Raw genomic sequence first — 18016 nt, 5'->3', positions numbered from 1 at the left:
CCTGATTGCCAGCCCTGCGGGCTCGATCCTGAAATCCACATGAAATGACGAAGAACCAAATCCGGGACAGGTGCGTTATACTGGTGCGCTTCCCACACTCGAGAAAACACAGGAAGGTTACCCCGTGGAAATTTTTGACGAGTACGAATCCGAGGTTCGAGGCTACATCCGCTCATTCCCCACCGTGTTTGACAAGGCGATGGGCTCCGAACTGTTTGACGAGGACGGCAAGCGCTACATCGACTTCTTTGCCGGTGCCGGTACCCTGAATTACGGCCACAATCCCGAAGAGGCCGTGGAAGCTCAGATCCAGTACCTCAAGGACCGCCGTATTGCCCACGGCCTGGACAAGGCCACCGTGGCCAAGAAGGAGTTTCTCGAAACCTTCATCGAGAAGATCCTCGAGCCGCGCAAGATGACCTACAAGCTGCAGTTCACCGGCCCCACGGGCACCAACTGCACCGAGGCCGCCATGAAGCTGGCCCGTCAGGCCACGGGTCGCAACAATATCATCGCCTTTACCAACGCCTATCATGGCCACACCATGGGCGCTCTCGCGGTCACCGGCAACGAAGCCTACCGCGACGAATCCTACGGTGCCCGGGGTGCGGTGAGCTTCATGCCCTTCGACGGCTTCCTCGGCGACATCGACACCCTCTATGTCTTTGAGCGCTACCTGGAGGACAAAGGCTCGGGTATGGAAAAACCCGCAGCAGTCATTCTGGAGACGGTCCAGGGGGAAGGGGGCATCAATGTCGCCTCCAGCGAGTGGTTGCAGGGCCTCGAGAAGCTCTGCCGCAAGCACGATATCCTGTTGATCGTCGATGACATCCAGTCTGGCAATGGCCGCACCGGGGAGTTCTTCTCCTTCGAGAAGTCCGGCATCAAACCCGATCTGGTCTGCCTGTCGAAATCGATTGGCGGCGGCAACCCGATGGCCCTACTGCTGATCAACCCGGAAGTGGACGTATGGTCGCCGGGCGAGCATACCGGGACTTTTCGCGGCAACTCCCTCGCCTTCGTGGCGGCCAAGGTACTGATAGACCAGTACTGGTCCGATGACACACTCTCCCGCGAAGTGCACCGCAAGACCGATATCATCATGGCTACCCTCAACGGCCTGCGAGACGAGTTCCCCGGCCTGAACTGCCGGGTGAAGGGACGCGGCCTGATGGTAGGTATCGAAACGCCGATCGACGGCTTCGCCGACGAGGTGTCAGCCGCGGCTTTCGAGCGCATGCTGATCTCCGAAACCTGCGGTGCTGACGGGCACGTCAACAAGCTGTTTGTTGCCCTGACCATCGAGGATAAGATTCTGCAGGAAGGACTGGATATTTTCTGCGAAGCCTTCCGGGAAGTGGCGAAAAAGCACAGCTGATTTCGACACCCCGGGCAACCGGGGTGACTGCATACCAAAGCTTGCGTTGATAGCCCCCTCTCGGGGGCTACGGCGCGCACCTCTCCGGCAACAGCCACTGCACTCCTCTTTCGAATTCGGCGGTCGGTCTACACATGTTCACTAACCGCCAGTTGATCCACAGCTGCATAACCCTCAAGCTAGTAAACGGATAGCAAAGCTTCAAATCCGTCACCGCGGTCGATTATGTCGAACCGAGGCAGGATCGGGGTGTCGGATACCTGAACCATTGCAACGCGAGGAATGTGCAGCATGAACTCAGATACCTCCCAAAAATCTGAATCAGCCGTGCTCTATCGCATGGTCATGCACAACCATGTCTGCCCGTTTGGCCTGAAATCAAAAAGTCTGCTGAAACGCGCGGGCTACGACGTTGAGGACCACCACCTGGAGACACGCGAGGACACCGAAGCCTTCAAGCGCGAACACAAGGTGGAGACAACGCCACAGGTATTCATTGACGGCAAGCGCATCGGTGGCTATGAGGAACTGAAAGTTCACCTGGGGAAAAAACCCGCCGAAGAGAATCGGGACAGCACCAGCTACCAGCCTGTTATCGCGGTATTTGGCGTGGCATTGCTGATGGCACTGGGCGCCAGCCATGCGGCCTTCGGTACACCTTTCACCCTGCGTGGCGGCGAGTGGTTTATTGCCATCTCCATGTCGATCCTGGCGATATTGAAACTCCAGGACCTGTCGAGCTTTACCAATCAGTTTCTCGGCTACGACCTGCTGGCACAGCGCGAGGTGCGCTATGCCTACGTCTATCCCTTCGGTGAGGCCCTGGCCGGCGTCCTGATGATTGCCGGCGCGCTGATGTGGATCGCAGTACCGGTAGCGCTGTTCATCGGCACCATTGGCGCAGTCTCCGTATTCAAGGCAGTGTACATTGACCAACGCGAGCTGAAGTGCGCCTGCGTGGGTGGCGACAGCAACGTGCCCCTGGGCTTTGTGTCGCTGACTGAAAACCTGATGATGATCGCGATGGGCATATGGATGGCGATAAAGTGAACGCCTGGCGGTCAGCAGAATCGGGACTTGCCGGCACTCCCTTCGCCCAAGGCTGCAGAAAATGATAACTTTGCTACGCTAATGACCAACCCGAAAATTCGCTTGCCATGCGAAGGCACGACATCGGGTAGTTTTGGCACGAATTTTCGGTCTTTCTCGCGCCGTAGGAAAGCAGACGCGGCGCTGCCTGAAAACCAACCGAGAAGGAGCGCAGAATCATGTTTATCAGATCACTGTCACGCCTACTCGCCATGACAGCGGCAATTTGCACACTCGCCCTGACACAAGGGACTGCATTGGCGGCAGAAAAGAAAATCGAGGAAATCACCGTGCTCGCTCCACGCATCACCAGCGAGCAACGCACCTCGCCGCCCTACGGCAAGACCGTTGTTGCACAAAAAAGCATGGTGGTAAACATCGCGGACCTGGATATCACCCGCACCGCCGATATGCGCAAAGCGCGGGATCGAGTCGAGGAGGCAGCAACAAGCGTTTGCGAACAGCTTGAGGAGGAGCTTCCTTTCGGCCAGCCACGCACCCCCGAGTGCATACGCCGTGCGGTATCGGACACCATGGCCCAGCTGGAAGAAATTGCCATGCTTGAATAAGCGTGCAGACACCGCCGGGGCACCTGCTGTGCCCCGGCGCTTCTACGACACTCTTCGTAATTTGCGGGCAGCGCGATGCGGTTAAGCCACTATTGCGAAAGCCCGCGTGACTGGCAGTGCCGATCCCTGCCCTCCTGCTTGGCGCGATAAAGTGCGGCGTCGGCATTACCCAGCAAGAACTCTCCATCCGGCACCCGGGTTGACCCCATGGCAGGCGTCCAGGTTGCACCCCCGCTACTCACGCTGATGGGAGTTTCCAGGCCAGTAATGGAATGCACCATCCCGCTGAGGCGTCGCGCGACGGTACAACAGCCGGTTTCATCGGTATGCGGCAGCAACAGCACGAATTCCTCACCGCCCAGGCGTACCGCACAGTCATTCACCCGAGCGAGCCTCTGCAAGACCTTCGCCATCTTGCGCAGGGCGACATCGCCCGCCGGGTGGCCGTAAGTGTCGTTGTAGCGCTTGAAGTGGTCGACATCGACAACCAGCAGAGACAAGGGCTCCCCGGTGCGTGCGCTGCGATGCAACTCCTCCGACAGGCGTCGGTCCAGTTCCCGACGATTGCCCAGCTGGGTCAGGGGATCGGTGGTCGAAAGCACTGCCAGCCGGTGGTTGAGCGACTCGAGTTCACGCTGCTGCTGAAGCAGCTCCGCCTCGGCCTGCTTCTGGGCCGTGATGTCCTGTATCTGGGAAACGAAGTAGTCCGGCGCTCCGGTCTCGTCGCGCACCATCGACACGCTGAGAAGCGCCCATATTTCCCTGCCACCCTTGTGGAAATAGCGCTTCTCCATGCGATAACTGTCACGTTGGCCCGCCAGCATTTCCAGCAGGAAAGCCAGGTCCGTATCCAGATCATCAGGGTGAGTGATCTGCTGGAAATTAATCGCCAGCAACTCGCTTTCGCTGTAACCGAAGATGGCCGTCACGGCCCGGTTGACCCGCAACCATCGGCCCTCGAGGCTCACCAGTGCCATCCCGATGGGCGCATACTGGAAGGCACTCTCGAACAACTCCGTGTTTACTCGCAGCCGGCGCAGCGCGTCCTGGCGTCGGCGGTCTGCCTGATCCTGCTCAACGACCTGGCCGATGCGGCCGGCCATCAGTTCTATCAGTTCGATATCCGTTTCATCGAAGGGGTGCTGGCGCGCCTCGGGTGCCGTGAAGTTGAGCGTGCCGAAAATTTCCCCCTCGACCCAGATAGGCGCCGCAAGGTAGGACTCAAGCAGCATCTGACGGTAGGCCGGGTGCCCGCCCAGCGCGGGATCCACGGCCGCATGGGAGACCGCCATGGTCCTCTGCTGACTAATCACCGCCGAGCAGTAGGTATCGCCAAGCGGCATGCTGTCACCCGCCGCGAAGCCCACGGAGTCGGGCGCGACGGCGAGAATCGTATACTGCCCCTCGCTGATTCTGCTGACGATGCCCACCGGCATGTCAAACAGTTGCATACCGGTCTTCAGGTAATCCTCGTACAGCGCGCTATAGGAATCATAGCGACTCAGACTCAAGCGATGAAATTCGCGGAAGCGCGCCGTCAGCTCAAGGAAATTGCTTCCGGTTTCATGATCGGCCATGGTGTTAGGGGTCCGCGGGTAGGAAAAAGCGCCTGCGCCTGACACAAGCGGGTTACGCAAAGACCCCTTAGTTTAGAGTAATAAAGGGCAGTCGGGTCAAGTGAAAAGGATACTTCCCGGCCCTTCAGCAGGCCGCACACAGCACACCACTTCCAGCCTGTGCCGTGTGCGATTGGGCGGATGACACTGGGTCAGAAGGCGAGCGTGAAACCGAGACGCAGATCGCGCCCCTGGGCGCGCTGGCCGACAATCGCCTCGTAGCCCGGAATCGCAGTGAAATCCTCGATGCTACCGTGATCCAGGTAGACCTCATCGAAGACATTCTTCACCGACAGGGTAACTTGCAGCTTGGGCGCCTGTCGGGGGCTCCACTGCAGGTAGAGGTCGTGAACGTTGTAACCGGGCTTGTCGATGGCCGCGTCGGCAGATTCGACCTGAATGTTCTCCACGTCCTGTACCCACTGGGCAGTCCAGCCGGCCTCCAGGCTCTCGCTGATGGAGTAACCTAGGTCAAGCGTCAGAGTGTCTCCGGTGGTGGTACCCAGGTAGCCGTAGGCATAGCGGGTGAGTGGCTCGCCATTCAACTCGGCGTCCGTACTGACAAAGTCGACTTTCAATCGCATGCGCTCGTCGCTGTAACGCATACCCAGGGCATAGCCATCCGATTCGATATCACCCAGGTTCTCATAATGGCGCGACCACGGCAGCGCGTTACCGATGGCATCCTCAATGGTGACATCGTGAAGCCCCATAGAAAAGGTGAATCGACGCCAGTCATAGGTAAGGCCGAGCTCGGCGTTTTTCGCGCGTTCACCCTCGAGGTCAGGGTCATTGGTAGTGCCAAATAACTTGAATCCATCATTGGTTTCCGGTCCCCGCAGCGCTTCGGCATAGCCGCCGCTGAGCGTCAGCGCCGGTGTGATACTCCAGGAAAAACCGGCATTGGGGGAAAAACCGTTCTCTTCGAAATCGTTGGCATCGTCGTCAGTCAGATCAAACTGGTCATAACGCACACCCAGGCTTAAGAGGAAATCCGCCGTAAGCTGCCAGTGATCCTGCAGGTAGTACCCCAGTACCGAGCTGCTTTCCTTCTCCGCATCATCATTCGGCAGTTCTCCCGCCGTCACCTCGTCGTCGCGGTAATCGATGCCATAGGTAAATTCATGATTTCCGGCACCGCTCGTATTACGCAGATCCAGCCCCCAGGTATCCACTGAGCTGGTATAGCTGTCTATGGGACGGTAGATTTCGAAATCCGTATGATAAAGAGCCACACTGATATCCAGCCAGTCATGGTGTTGCGGCTGCCAGCGATAATTTCCGGTCGTGGTCTTGCGCGTGAACTCCAGGTCCCAGGCCGGGTTGGCCGGACTCTCGGCCCACTCGGGCCGGCGAAGCTTCTCGCCCTCCTCGTCCAGCTGTTCATAGCTCAAACTGAGCTGCTGTGTCTCGCCCAAGTCACCCACAAGTTTCGCATAGCCCAGCGTTTGCTGAGACTCCGTGCCGGCGAGCGCGTTGCCGTCGCCGTCCTCCATCTCCGCCTGGTCGGAATAGACATAGCTGGCCAGAGCACGCCAGCCGGCCCCCAGGCGAGCATAGCCCGTGAAGCTCGATTTCACTCCTTCCGTATTACTGTAGAAACCGGTCTTGACCATTGCACCAGCGCTCCTCCCGGTTGCCAACAGGTCCTGTGGATCCTTCGTCTCGAAACGAATCGCGCCACCCATGGCCCCGGGGCCGTTGGTGGCCTCGCCTGCACCTACCTGTACCTCAACCTCCCTGAGGAGTTCCGGTTCGATGGTTATCCGACCCGTGTGATGATAGGTCACCCCCGACTGTGTCGCGCCGTCGATCATGATGTTCAAGGTGTCCTCACCCAGATTCCGAACATAGATCTTCTGGGCGGCCCCCACCGAGCCGCCAACCAACACGGTTGGCACACCGGCAAAAAGGTCGTCCAGGTCGTTGGCCTGTCGGCGCTCAATATCCAGGCTCGTCAAAACACTGTCGATGCGTTGACCGAGCACAACGACATGCTCGAGCCTCTCCTTCCCCGGCTGACCCTGTGCTTCCGCGAGCCCCGACTGCATGACACCTGCCCCGAGCACAAGTCCGCTCAAGCCAACTATGAGATCATTTCGGTATGTCATAAACTCCCCCTCATAAAAAATCGGAACGCGAATTATTATCATTCATATTAAGAAAAGTAAAACATCGGTAAGTCAACCTGAGCCAGGCATCACAAGACCTGCTTTTCAGCCCACACGTCGCCAGTGCCGATGAAACCGGAAACTGATGGCCTCCAGCGCAACGCCCCTCGCCCACCATCACTGGCAGCAATGCAAATTGAGAGCCCTTTGAGACCTCTGAGACTGACATCGCACCCCGGAAACACCGATAGTCAATCCGCCGAGGCCGGTGGCTATCCATCGACCCATCAAGCGGCGCGAAAACACCATTCAAAGGAAGGGGAAAGCGTGAAAAGACTGATCAGGGGCAGCGCCAGTATTATCCTGCTGTTGCAAGGCAGTGCAGCACTGGCGGAGACGGGATTCATCTACGACTTCAGCGACGGCAGCGCCACCTCAAGTTCCGGTGACGTGGTGTCACCCATCAGCGGCGATAGCACTAGATACTCATCAACCGTCGACTACACAGAATCCAGCTTCCGCATGACTGTCGAGCCGACAGGCGCCGTGGTCACAGTGGGCAAGTATTACTCGGAGAGCGAGGGCGTCGTTCACGGTCACTGGAGCGCGGGTGGCGCCAGCAATGGCATGGATCGACTCTTGTTCCGGGCCGAGTCAGGGGAAACCTTCGACCTGAACTACTATGTCCTGACAAGTAACACCGAAAACGGTGGTGGCGCCGCTACCGGTAACGAGGACACCTATATTGTGGCCTCCAGGGACGGTGTCACAGCCTCGTTTCGCTCCAAACTCCCCTCTGAAGACTGGGGCATTAGCGACGGCGTCCGGGAGATCTACCTGGGGCCCGAATTCGACGGCATCCAGGCCTTCTGGTTTGAGTCAGAGGGTGGTACTTACTGCTTCGGGATGGACAAATTTTACGTCAACCTCACACCGCCGCCGCCCTCGACCCCAGACCCCATCGTTGTAGGCAGCGGTACCGTGGACGACGCCATTGAAGAACCGACGGATAGCGACGGTGACGGCACGAACGATGAGGACGACCCCTTCCCTAACGCGGTGACACTCGAGCAGAATGGCGGGAGCATCCTGGAAACCACACCCGGCACCGCGACATCCAGCTGCTCCATCATGAATGGCTCATTCAACCCCAACCTGCCGCTGCAAGCCATTCCTGCCGGCATTACCGGTATCGGCCGAGCCATCGAGTTCACCCTTGAGAGCTGCGCAGTCGGCGAATCCATCCAGGTCAGTGTCGACCTGGGCGACGACCTGCTCCCGGGCGCTGCCGTCTACAAGATCAACGATGCCGGGGACTGGGCACCGATTGCCGGTGCCAGCGTTTCGGGTTCAGTACTGACCTACACCTTGACGGACGGTGGGCCGTACGATGAGGACGGCATCGCCAATGGCGTGATTGTCGACCCGGTAACCGTAGGCTACGCCGCCGCGGCGAGCGCGGCACCGCAGCCTGTCTGGACCCTGCCTCTCTGGGCTATTGGCATACTGGGTGCCGGGCTCTCCTGGATAGGCGCTAGCCGCATGCGCAAGCGCAGCTGACTGCCTCGGCAGATTGGCGCCTTGCAGCGCCAATCTGGACCAGGCAAAGGCTTCCGGCATTGACTTGCCGGAGGCCTTTGCCTTGGGCATGCCACCGATAATGGAAACCACGCCATAGCAGCTGATAAGATGACACCGCATGCGGCGTGGTAAGTCCTGGCAAACCCGGATGGGCACTTCGCAGCAGGGAAGCTGCCAGGGAAGGACAGGTGTTCACCAACTCAATCATTGCACGTCTGCTCGTTGCGTGCGGCGTACTGCTATGGACACTGTCGGCTCACCCGGCGGTATCACTGCCCGGATCGGAGCTGGTCTTCCTTGAGCGGGAAGCCCCTTCCGACGCGCTTACGCTGACAGAGTTTCTGGCAATTCCGGACACAGAGCTCGTACCCCGCCAGGCCGTCATATCGCACGGTTATACACGCTCCGCCTACTGGGCACGCGTCTACATTCCCCGCCACCTGTTCGAGAACAGCGGAGAACTTTGGCTGCAACTGGGCCCGGTCTTCCTTGATCAGCTCACGGTCTATCGACGTTCTTCGAATGCTCCCTGGCACTGGATCCCTGAAGAACTCGGGGACAGGTCTCCGCTACCCCGCGGCGACATCAATTATCGACACCCTTTGCTCATCCTGCAGCCCCCTCCCGCGGACAGTGACACCTATGAATTGATATTTCACTACAAGAGCAGTAGCGCAATGCTATTGCATGGAAAACTGTGGAAACCCGCAGCTTTTCTGGAACATGCCAGTCGTGAAAGCGTTTTCTGGGGCTTCTATTTTGGACTGGCATCCCTCTCGACGGGCCTGGCGCTGCTAATCGCTCTGCTGACCCGACGCAAGTTACTTTGGCTACTCTGCCTATTCTCCAGCACTTACCTTTTGGTCGCCTGCATACAGGGCTATATCGACTGGTTGCTGGGCTCTATACCCTGGCAGATGCAGCACTACCTGACCAGCATACTTACCCTGACATCCTATGGCTGTCTCTTCTGGATGTGTGCTGAAGCATTGAATACGCGACGAGAGAGTCCGCGTCTGCACCGCCTTGTCATGGCTCTTATATCAGTTATATTTGCCTCGCCAATCAGTATCCCGCTGGACCTTTACAACTACGCGATTCAGATGCAGTTTGTCCTTTGTGCGATTGCAATTGTGATTCTGGGCTCCATCTCAGTTCGCGGACTCCGTCGCCAGCAGCCACGCTCCGCAATGGAGCGCGGCTTCAGCGTGGCATCTACCTGGTACCTGCTCACCGCCTTGCTGGCACTACTATCCCTGTTTGGAGTGTTGCCCTATCACGAGCACTTGTATGCGCTATGGCAATATGGCCTCGTGGTTAACACGCTGATCGTACTTGCTCTGATTACAATCAATGCCCTCAACGAGGAGCGACTTGAAAGAACCCGACTGCAATTATCCCACGATCTCGAGGTGTCACGTGAGGCACGCTCCCATCAAAGACAGTTCATGGGTATGGTTGCACACGAGTTTCGAACACCACTGTCCGTGATCAGTGCAGCACTGCATAATTTGCAGCACCTTGATCTCGATAGAACACAACGCCAATCCCGAATCGCCAACATCGTCCGTGCCAATGAACGATTAGTGCAACTGACTGACAACTGCCTCGCCGATTCACGCCTGAACGCCTCGCACCTGCAACTGGAATATGGACCAACCGATATCCATCAAGTGATCGATAGCGCCGGGGCCATCGCTCGACTTTCACCTAAGCATTCACTGGTCGTGGAATCGAACTTTCCCGAGACTTCTGGTGATAATGCAGTTGCTCCCGACATTACGGCAGATGAAGGCTTGCTGCGGATCGCCATATCCAATTTACTGGATAATGCCGTGAAGTATTCCACTGGGCCAGAAATCCGGGTCATTGTTTGTCTGAGTCCGCACAGGCTCGAACTATCGGTATGCGACCAGGGACCGGGAATAGAAAGCAGCCTGGCAGAAAGGCTTTTTGAACGCTTTCAGCAGGGTCATATGCGAAGCTCCGGTGTCGGACTCGGCTTGTATGTGTCACGGGAAATAGCCCTTGCCCATGGCGGCGACCTTGTACTGACACGCAATTCTCCGAATGGCTGCTGCTTCACACTTTTTATCCCCCATCACGGAACACAAGCCGATGATGCCTGAACCGAATATCGCTATTCTTGAAGACAGCCCCGAGCTACGCGAAGAACTGCTATTTTTTCTGCAAGCCCAGGGCTTCAATGCCTGGGCGACAGAAAGTGCCGAGAGCTTCTGGAAGCAGCTTCATAAATCTGCTGCGGATATCGTGATTGTGGATATCGGGCTTCCCGGCGAGGATGGTTTTAGTGTGGTGCGGTTCCTGAAGCGTCTACGCGGCGACTATGGGCTTATCGTAGTCACAGCACGTGGCGCTGCCCAGGAAAGACAGCGCGGACTGGCTCTTGGGTCTGACCTCTACCTGGTCAAGCCGGTAAACTTTGCTGACTTGCAGGAGAACATAGAGGCACTATGGCGGCGCATCTGCATTGGACGAGATACGCCGGACCTCTCGCCAGTGCAAAGTGTCAACACATCGAACTGGAGGCTGACTCCAATGGGACTGTACGACCCGGCGGGAAAATGCCTGCCACTGACACCGCGAGAACACCGGCTGATGGAAATTTTGTATCAACGCCGGAACGAAGTCTGCAGCAAAGCATTACTGCACGAACTGGTTTTTGGCACCAGTGAGAGCTTTGACCACCATCGTATTGATGTCATCATCAGCCGCCTGAGAAGCAAGGCGCGCAAGCTTGAAATTCCCCTCGACATCCGCTCGATCTTCGGGCGCGGCGTCGTCTTCCTGGACAAGTCGCCGGAAACGGGTTCCACCCCAAGGCACACGGGCGCCCAGTCGCCATGAGCGCCCTGCCGACCGTCGCGACGCTCCTGGGACGCGCTGGCTTGCTGCCCTTTGTCGCTGCGCCACTGGCACTAGCGACTCTGGGTGAGGAGCACAGGGCGCTGGTCAGCGGGCTACTGGCCGACTACGCCTTTGGTATTGTCGCCTTCCTGCCGGGCATCTGGTGGGGCCTGGCCCTGGTCCGCCGTCGTGCCCCAATACTCCTCATGAGTAATGCCATTTTTCTCGGCGCACTGGCCGGCAAATGGATACTGCCCGATGGGGAGTTCTTAGCCTTCGCCGCCGCCCTCCTGGGGCTCATGCTACTGGTGGAGAGGTCACATACGCTATTCCGCCCCCAGCCAGCCTATTATGCGCGGTTGCGGATCGAGCTGACGGTGGTGGCCGGCTTCGCTCTACTGGTGTCAGCTTCAATCCCGAACGCGGGCTCCTGATAGCGTCAGTTCTTCGGTTCTCCTCGTGCGGGCGCGCCAGACTGTCTCACCCGCACCTACTGTTCCGCTGGCACGCCCAAGGGCTCCAGTCGATAGAGCGCGCCGTTCGGCGAGTCGGTGAGTAGGTAGAGATAGCCATCCACACCCATGGCGACATCCCGGATGCGGCCGAGCTCACCACGCAGCAGTTCCTCCTGGTGAAGCACCTGATTATCGGTGCTCAGTTCGATACGGAGGACCTTCTGGTGGGCCAGTGCCCCCATGAAGAGATCGTTCTTCCACTCGGGAAAGTCATCCCCCGTATAGAATGCCATGCCGGAAAAAGCCGGCGAGGGATCCCAGTATTTGACGGGATCGGTAATTCCCGGACCTGTCTTTTCACCGATTGGCTTCTGGCCCCTGTAGGTGTCGCCGTAGCTGTAGGCGGGCCAACCGTAGTTGTTGCCCGGTTCTATCAGGTTGAGTTCATCGCCACCGTGGGGCCCATGCTCGTGCTGAAAGATGGCGCCGGTTTGCGGATGAATGGCCATGCCCTGCTGATTCCGATGACCATAGCTGAAAACCTCTGGACGGAAGCCCTCCTTACCGACGAAAGGATTGTCGGGCGGCACCGATCCGTCCATACCCAGACGTACCGTCGTACCCACCGAGGTCTGCGCGGTCGGTATCTCGACGAGCCTCTCGCGCCGCTGACCACGTTCACCCATGGTCACCAGCAGGGTTCCGCCCTCCTGAAAGGCGATCCGAGAGCCAAAGTGATAATTCGGTTCAAGTAGCGGAGTCTGCCGGTAGATCTCCTCCCGATCGACCAGCGTGGCACCTTCCAGACGAACACGCGTCAGCGCGGTCCCTCCCTTGCCCTCCTCCCGGATGGCGTGGGTGAGGTAAATCCAGCCACTCTCACCGTAGTCGGGCGATACCGCAACGTCGAGAAGCCCACCCTGGTTTTCCGCCCAAACGTCGGGTACACCGGACAGCGCTGTCGATTGGCTGCCATCCACGAGGTACAGCGCACCGCCGCGCTCGGTAATCAGGGCCCTGCCGTCAGGCAGCCAATCAACCGCCCAGGGGTGCTCCAGATTACTCACGACCCGCACGACACGAAAGGTTGCGGCTTCGGAATCGACCTCGTCCAGGACGACCACCGCTTCGGGCACTGCCTTGGTTCCTGCCTCAGGCTGGGCGCCGAGTGCGGGAATGGCGCCGGGCAACAGCACAAGCGCAAGCCGGTGAATCAAGGAACGCTGCATGGGGGACCTTCTCCTTCTGTCCTGGTTTGACTCAAGCCTGACTTTACGCGATCCCTTGTCAGGCCGGCGGAATGAGAGCGAGGGAGCGCTCACAACACCTTACGGCGACATTCCGCGACATGGATCACTGGGGTATCCGCGCGACACCTAACGCCGCACCGACAGACCGAGGATGTCATAACTCATGGTTTCCCTCGCTTACTGCTTGCGTGGTACGACTTTACGGTTCTTAGTATAGCCACCCTACCACTATTCAGCCTCCCACACCCTGCCCTGGCGAGTTCAGGGTTCCTGTGGCGACTGGTACCAGGGCAGCCCCGCACGAGCACTTTTTTCAAGCTCGGCAATCACTTGTGCCCCCAAGAGCAGGATGACCGCACCCATTTCCAGGGTAATCAGCAAGATGATAATCGTCGCCAGAGAGCCGTAGATAACGTTGACGAAAGAGACGTTTTGCATGTAGTACATGAGCGTCAGACGGGTGCCCTCCCAGAGAACAGCCGCAATAAATCCACCTATGACGGCACGCGGCAGCGCGATGCGAACAATGGGAAGCACCTTGTAGATGGCACTGAACAAGATAAAAACGCTGACGAAACTGAGCGGATATAGAATGATCGCGGGCCTGTCATAGAAAAGCTCCGCAAGACCGAAAAGCAGAGTCAATGTCAGCATGCCAATGCCCAGTACCGCGATGAAGACGTAGTGCATGGCGGCGGATACCCAGAAGCTGCGTAGAGGTGTATCCGGCTGCCGAAAAATGATGGCAATGGAGTCCTCCAGCCCCCGGAACGCTGCGGAACTGAAGATCAACATGACAGGAATGCCGACCAGACCAATGAGGTCCCGCGAATCCAGAAACGCCTGCACGGCATCCAGTATCAGATCAGCGTAGTTGGAGGCAAAGTGGCGCACCTGGATATGCATTACCTCCATGAGCTGGCCCTCGGGGACCAGGTGCGTCAGCAATACCCCGAGCAGTGCCAGCAGCGGAATCGCCGAGAGCAGCACGTTGTAGCCAACGCCGCCCGCAAGCAATACGCCGTGGTTCCGGAGGAAATGACGCAGCACCCGCCGGCTGAAGTTCTGTGTCCGTCGGACCGTCCGGGCTGCGCTGGAAAGCATAGTGCGTGACACCCACATGCGGCTCAAATTCCAGTGAAATGCTGGTATTGCCTACTCGGCTTACTGAAGCCTCTCAGGCGGACCGTCGTGAGCACCGCCCGTCTTCTATGTTAGTTTGTAAGGCATGGGTAACAAAACTGCGGAGGAAAAACGATGAGCAAGACAGAGTCGGTCACAGTTTCAGCAGTTTCCACTGAATTCAGCGCCAGTCGCAACTGGTTCCTGGCACTGGGCGTCGTCAGCACACTGCTCGGTGCCGCTGCCATTGTGTTTCCGCTGGTAGCGGCCCTGACGATCGAGCTGCTGATTGGCTGGATCCTGGTGATCAGCGGGATCTCCGGGCTGATTCATGCCTGGCGCGCCGGGCGTTGGCACGGCTTTCACTTCTCCCTGGTCTCGTCCCTGTTTGCCCTCGGCCTCGGCATGCTACTGCTGCTTTTCCCGCGCTCGGGCATTCTGTCACTGGCATTGCTCGTAGCATTCTTTTTTATCATCACTGGCATCATGCGGATCATGACCGCCTGGCGACTGCGAGCACTGAAGGGCTGGACCTGGCTGCTGGTGAGCGGAATCATGCCGATGGTACTCGCGGTGCTCATACTGATGCTCTGGCCAGAGGCTGCCGGCTGGGTTATCGGTGTGCTGCTGGGAATAGATCTGCTGTTCTCCGGCATCACCCTGATTCTGCTGTCTACGGCAACGCGAACGTGACACCGCGACTACCCAAGCGGTGGCAAGTCTGTTGAGCGGCTCCCCAATGGCCACAGCTCTGGATCTTCTGCAATGGCCGGCCATGCTGGTGACTCTGGTTGCGGTATGGCTGGTTGGTTACCAGCGCAAGACCGAGCGCAAGCACGGATTCTGGATATTCCTGGGGAGTAACGTGCTCTGGGTTGTCTGGGGTGCCCACACGGGTGCGTGGGCATTGGTCGTGTTGCAGTTTGGGCTGGCCGCCCTCAATATCCGCGGGATCGTCAAGAACGAACCCGCAGGATGAGCGCACCACAAGCCCTGCTCACAGATGCCAGGTTACCCGCGCCCCCAGGGTACGCGGCTTGCCCCAGACCCCATAGCCCCAGTCATCACCCAGGGTGTTCTGATAGGTGAAATACTCCTCGTCAGTCAGGTTGTTGACGAAGGCCTCGAGAATGTAGCGCCCGTCCGATGATGCCCAGCTGACCTTGGCATTGGCAATGCCATAACTCTCCTGAAGAGAGTAGGGGTCGTTCTCCACCTGGAGGAAGTGATCATCCTGCCAGGAGTAGTCCGCCTGCAAGGTGACTTCCCCCGACTCGCCCAGGGGAATGTAGTAGCGCATGACCGTATTGAAACTCCACTCCGGTGCGGAGGGCAGCTCTATTCCATCGTAGTCATAGAGATCACCCGCGACGGGACTGGACTGATCCGAGTCCATTTCCGTCGACAGGTAGCCGGCACCCAGGATCACCTCGAAACGTTCGCTGACCTGGGCAGTGAGCTCCATTTCCAGACCGTATCCGGTAACGTCACCGGCATTGAGAATACGGGCACCACTGGCCAGGGTGTCAAACAACTGGGCCTGGAAGCCCTCCAGCTCGTAGACGAAGGCAGCGCTGTTCAGGCGGGCGCGGCCACCCAGCAGCGACGTTTTCAGGCCAACTTCAAAGTTGGTCATTTCCTCGGAATCCACGGGCTCGAAGGCCTCGGGAACACTGTTGTAACTGGCGGAATACCCGCCACTGCGGAAACCCGTGGACAGACTGGTGTAGACCAGGGTCTCATCCACCGGGCGCCAGTCCAGACCGATTCGGCCGGAAAAGTTCTGGTCGGATATCGAGTCCTGGACCAGAGTCGGCGTCGTGGTGGTCGGCGTATTGTAGTAGGAGATATTCCTCACGTAGTCGTAGTCGCGCTCCTCGTCCGTGTAGCGTGCCCCCAGGACCAGCGTAAACTCCCTGGAAAAGAACCACTCCCACTGGCCGAAAAGCGCAGCGGATTGCGTCTCGAGCGTTACATCTTCCCGGTGAGCGAAATCTATCTCTGCGGCATCGGCAAACTCGACAGCAGTCGGATTCTGCGTGCGCATGTCCCGCTCGTCATCGTAGAGGTAGAGACCGACGACCCAGCTTGACACCTCATCCATCTTGTCGAGCCTGAACTCCTGGGACAGCTGCTCGGCGTCCACACTGTATTCTTCGTCAAAGAACACATCGAAACCCGGACCACTACCGACACCATCGCCATCATCCTGGAGGTATTTTTCCAGTTCTTCATAGGCGGTAATGGAAGTCAGCTTCACGCCATTTTCGAAGGCCCATTCCAGCTTTGCGGAAACCCCGAAAGTATCAATTTCGGTGTCCAGCCCACCGCTGACACTCGAGGACACGTCCTCGGGATTGAAGTCGCCACCCGCCTGTTCAATACCAGTCGTTTGGAAGGTGTTGCTGGTGCATTCGCCCCGGTGAATGCGCGCGGTGGAGCAGGTTTCACCGCCCGGAGTTTCCTGGTAGCCCATGTGAGCAAAGCCCACACTCGCCTGGTCCGCCTGACTGCCATGCACATCAAGAAGCAGCTCGGCGTCCGCACCAATATCCACTGCCAGTTTGGCGCGGTAGCCCAAGCTGTCCGTTTCGTTCAGATCCTGGTCTGTGTCGACTGGAAACCCGTAATCATTCACCGGGTCGGCGTTGTTGGTCTGCCAGCCGTCGGCCTGGTTGACCTTGAGCGCGACACGACCGCGCACGCTCTCCGCAAGCGGGCCGCTCAGCATGCCCTCGAAAATCCGCTCCGAATAGCTGCCAACCTGGAAGCTTGCCGAGGCCTCCAGCTGGTTTGTTGGGTCGTTGGAAATATAATGCACCAGGCCACCCGTTGCGTTGCGCCCATACAAAGTGCCCTGGGGACCGCGAAGTACCTCCACTCTTGCCAGGTCAAACAGCTGTATCGACGAGCCGGCGGGGTTGCCGCGATAGACATCGTCCACGTACATCGCAACCGGCGCCTCCCAGGAATCGGAAAAATTCACCAGGCTGATACCCCGCAGGCTGATGGAGGGGCTGGAGGCCTCACCAAAGATTGCGAAGAAATTCATGTTCGGGACCTGTGCAACAATATCCAGCCCCTCTTCAAAGCCCATCTTCTTGATGGCATCGCCGGAGAATGCCGACACCGACACGGAAGCATCCTGAAGCGACTGTTCCCGCTTCTGCGATGTCACGATGATTTCCTCCATGACCGACTGGCTGGCCGAGGCAGTGCCCCCCAGGGCAACGAGAAAAGACAAAGCCAGTGACCGGTGGAGCAAACCCGGAGACAAGGCAACAGGATAGTGGTGTGATGTTGGTTTTGATGGTTCTTGATCGGCCCTCATAGTGACGTCCTCTCATTTTTTATGCTTTTGTGATGAATTCGCTCACGCTGTGCTTATTTTTCTTATGAATGAGCGAATTCGACCTTACCATGCTCCGATACAGGATACGAACCGGGTTTCAGGTCAGGCTGGATCGTCGTTTTGCGATCTGCGTGGTTTTGATAGCGAGGATTGCGCAGGGAGCCAGCACGCTTCGGCTGGCTCTGCTATTGCTATGGCTGGAAAGCGGCTGTGGTGGTTTTCGGCAGCATTCACTCCCTATGAGTCGCCGCTACTCCCACTCGATTATCAATAAGCCATTTTTTTTCTTTTTTATCAATGGCTTATTTTACTCAGAATCGGAAATACCATGAAAAATACCATGTTCAAAAATTCCTCAAAAATAATTTCATTTTTTTACTGATAGCCCCGCTCAACAGGGTCAGATGCAGCCAAACCGGGTAAAAAAACCACCAAGCCTGTGGAGACGCCCATCCACTCTACTGCCGGCAAAAGGGTCAAGTACTGGCACTGACTATTTTACCGTGTCTCTCCCGACACCGCCTAAAGAGATTCCATTCCTCCTCGATAAGCCTGCCGAAACCCTTAGCAGGCCGTTGAAAAACTGTAGAAATCAATGAATCGACAGCTCAGCATCGAAGTTGAT

Annotated in this window: 14 protein-coding genes; 9 read left to right on the top strand and 5 right to left on the bottom strand. The window is 57.8% G+C overall.

Going from position 1 to position 18016, the window contains the following annotated elements:
* Window positions 1-124 precede the first annotated feature (124 nt).
* From ectB to ACYVGS_RS09780, 3 genes are all read left to right on the top strand, one after another.
* Complete coding sequence (ectB, locus tag ACYVGS_RS09790) at window positions 125-1378, top strand: aspartate aminotransferase family protein (RefSeq protein ID WP_460588503.1); 1254 nt, start codon at window positions 125-127, stop codon at window positions 1376-1378.
* A gap of 291 nt (window positions 1379-1669) precedes the next feature.
* Complete coding sequence (locus tag ACYVGS_RS09785; protein WP_460588502.1) at window positions 1670-2428, top strand: thioredoxin domain-containing protein; 759 nt, start codon at window positions 1670-1672, stop codon at window positions 2426-2428.
* A gap of 218 nt (window positions 2429-2646) precedes the next feature.
* On the top strand, window positions 2647-3036 hold the full coding sequence (locus tag ACYVGS_RS09780) for a UrcA family protein (RefSeq protein WP_460588501.1): 390 nt from the start codon (window positions 2647-2649) through the stop codon (window positions 3034-3036).
* 89 nt (window positions 3037-3125) lie between these two features.
* On the opposite strand, the gene ACYVGS_RS09775 is transcribed toward ACYVGS_RS09780, so the two are convergent.
* On the bottom strand, window positions 3126-4613 hold the full coding sequence (locus ACYVGS_RS09775; protein ID WP_460588500.1) for a sensor domain-containing diguanylate cyclase: 1488 nt from the start codon (window positions 4611-4613) through the stop codon (window positions 3126-3128).
* Between the two features lie 191 nt (window positions 4614-4804).
* The gene (locus ACYVGS_RS09770) at window positions 4805-6703 is read right to left on the bottom strand and encodes a TonB-dependent receptor (protein ID WP_460588499.1); all 1899 of its coding nucleotides are present in this window, start codon (window positions 6701-6703) and stop codon (window positions 4805-4807) included.
* A 387-nt stretch (window positions 6704-7090) separates the two neighbouring features.
* Between ACYVGS_RS09770 and ACYVGS_RS09765 the strand changes: the two genes are divergently transcribed.
* The 4 genes from ACYVGS_RS09765 to ACYVGS_RS09750 all read left to right on the top strand — a co-directional run bounded on the left by ACYVGS_RS09765 (window position 7091) and on the right by ACYVGS_RS09750 (window position 11646).
* Window positions 7091-8323 (top strand): choice-of-anchor U domain-containing protein, encoded by a 1233-nt coding sequence (locus tag ACYVGS_RS09765; RefSeq protein WP_460588498.1) that lies wholly within the window; start codon window positions 7091-7093, stop codon window positions 8321-8323.
* Window positions 8324-8532: 209 nt separating this feature from the next.
* A complete protein-coding gene (locus ACYVGS_RS09760; RefSeq protein WP_460588497.1) occupies window positions 8533-10473 on the top strand; it encodes a sensor histidine kinase in 1941 nt (646 codons plus the stop codon).
* Complete coding sequence (locus ACYVGS_RS09755; protein ID WP_460588496.1) at window positions 10463-11212, top strand: response regulator transcription factor; 750 nt, start codon at window positions 10463-10465, stop codon at window positions 11210-11212. The genes ACYVGS_RS09760 and ACYVGS_RS09755 overlap by 11 nt, the downstream gene beginning before the upstream one ends.
* Entirely contained in the window at window positions 11209-11646 is a 438-nt protein-coding gene (locus ACYVGS_RS09750) for a DUF3429 domain-containing protein (protein WP_460588495.1), read from the top strand. The genes ACYVGS_RS09755 and ACYVGS_RS09750 overlap by 4 nt, the downstream gene beginning before the upstream one ends.
* Before the next feature lie 56 nt (window positions 11647-11702).
* Here ACYVGS_RS09750 and ACYVGS_RS09745 read toward each other — a convergent pair whose 3' ends face one another.
* Together ACYVGS_RS09745 and ACYVGS_RS09740 are read right to left on the bottom strand one after the other, a co-directional pair.
* On the bottom strand, window positions 11703-12896 hold the full coding sequence (locus ACYVGS_RS09745) for a PQQ-dependent sugar dehydrogenase (RefSeq protein ID WP_460588494.1): 1194 nt from the start codon (window positions 12894-12896) through the stop codon (window positions 11703-11705).
* Window positions 12897-13178: 282 nt separating this feature from the next.
* The gene (locus ACYVGS_RS09740) at window positions 13179-14021 is read right to left on the bottom strand and encodes a YihY/virulence factor BrkB family protein (protein ID WP_460588493.1); all 843 of its coding nucleotides are present in this window, start codon (window positions 14019-14021) and stop codon (window positions 13179-13181) included.
* Between the two features lie 153 nt (window positions 14022-14174).
* On the opposite strand from ACYVGS_RS09740, the gene ACYVGS_RS09735 reads away from it, so the two are divergent.
* Together ACYVGS_RS09735 and ACYVGS_RS09730 are read left to right on the top strand one after the other, a co-directional pair.
* Window positions 14175-14732, top strand: a complete 558-nt coding sequence (locus ACYVGS_RS09735) for an HdeD family acid-resistance protein (RefSeq protein WP_460588492.1) — start codon at window positions 14175-14177, stop codon at window positions 14730-14732.
* A 46-nt stretch (window positions 14733-14778) separates the two neighbouring features.
* Window positions 14779-15018 carry a hypothetical protein gene (locus ACYVGS_RS09730; protein ID WP_460588491.1) on the top strand — a complete coding sequence of 80 codons (240 nt, stop codon included), beginning with the start codon at window positions 14779-14781 and terminating at the stop codon, window positions 15016-15018.
* A gap of 18 nt (window positions 15019-15036) precedes the next feature.
* Here ACYVGS_RS09730 and ACYVGS_RS09725 read toward each other — a convergent pair whose 3' ends face one another.
* The gene (locus ACYVGS_RS09725; protein WP_460588490.1) at window positions 15037-17217 is read right to left on the bottom strand and encodes a TonB-dependent receptor; all 2181 of its coding nucleotides are present in this window, start codon (window positions 17215-17217) and stop codon (window positions 15037-15039) included.
* Window positions 17218-18016: the final 799 nt, after the last annotated feature.

The sequence above is a fragment of the Haliea atlantica genome (genome assembly GCF_054779855.1).
Note: the sequence above shows the minus strand (reverse complement) of the source record. Positions and strands in the feature narration are given on the sequence as shown.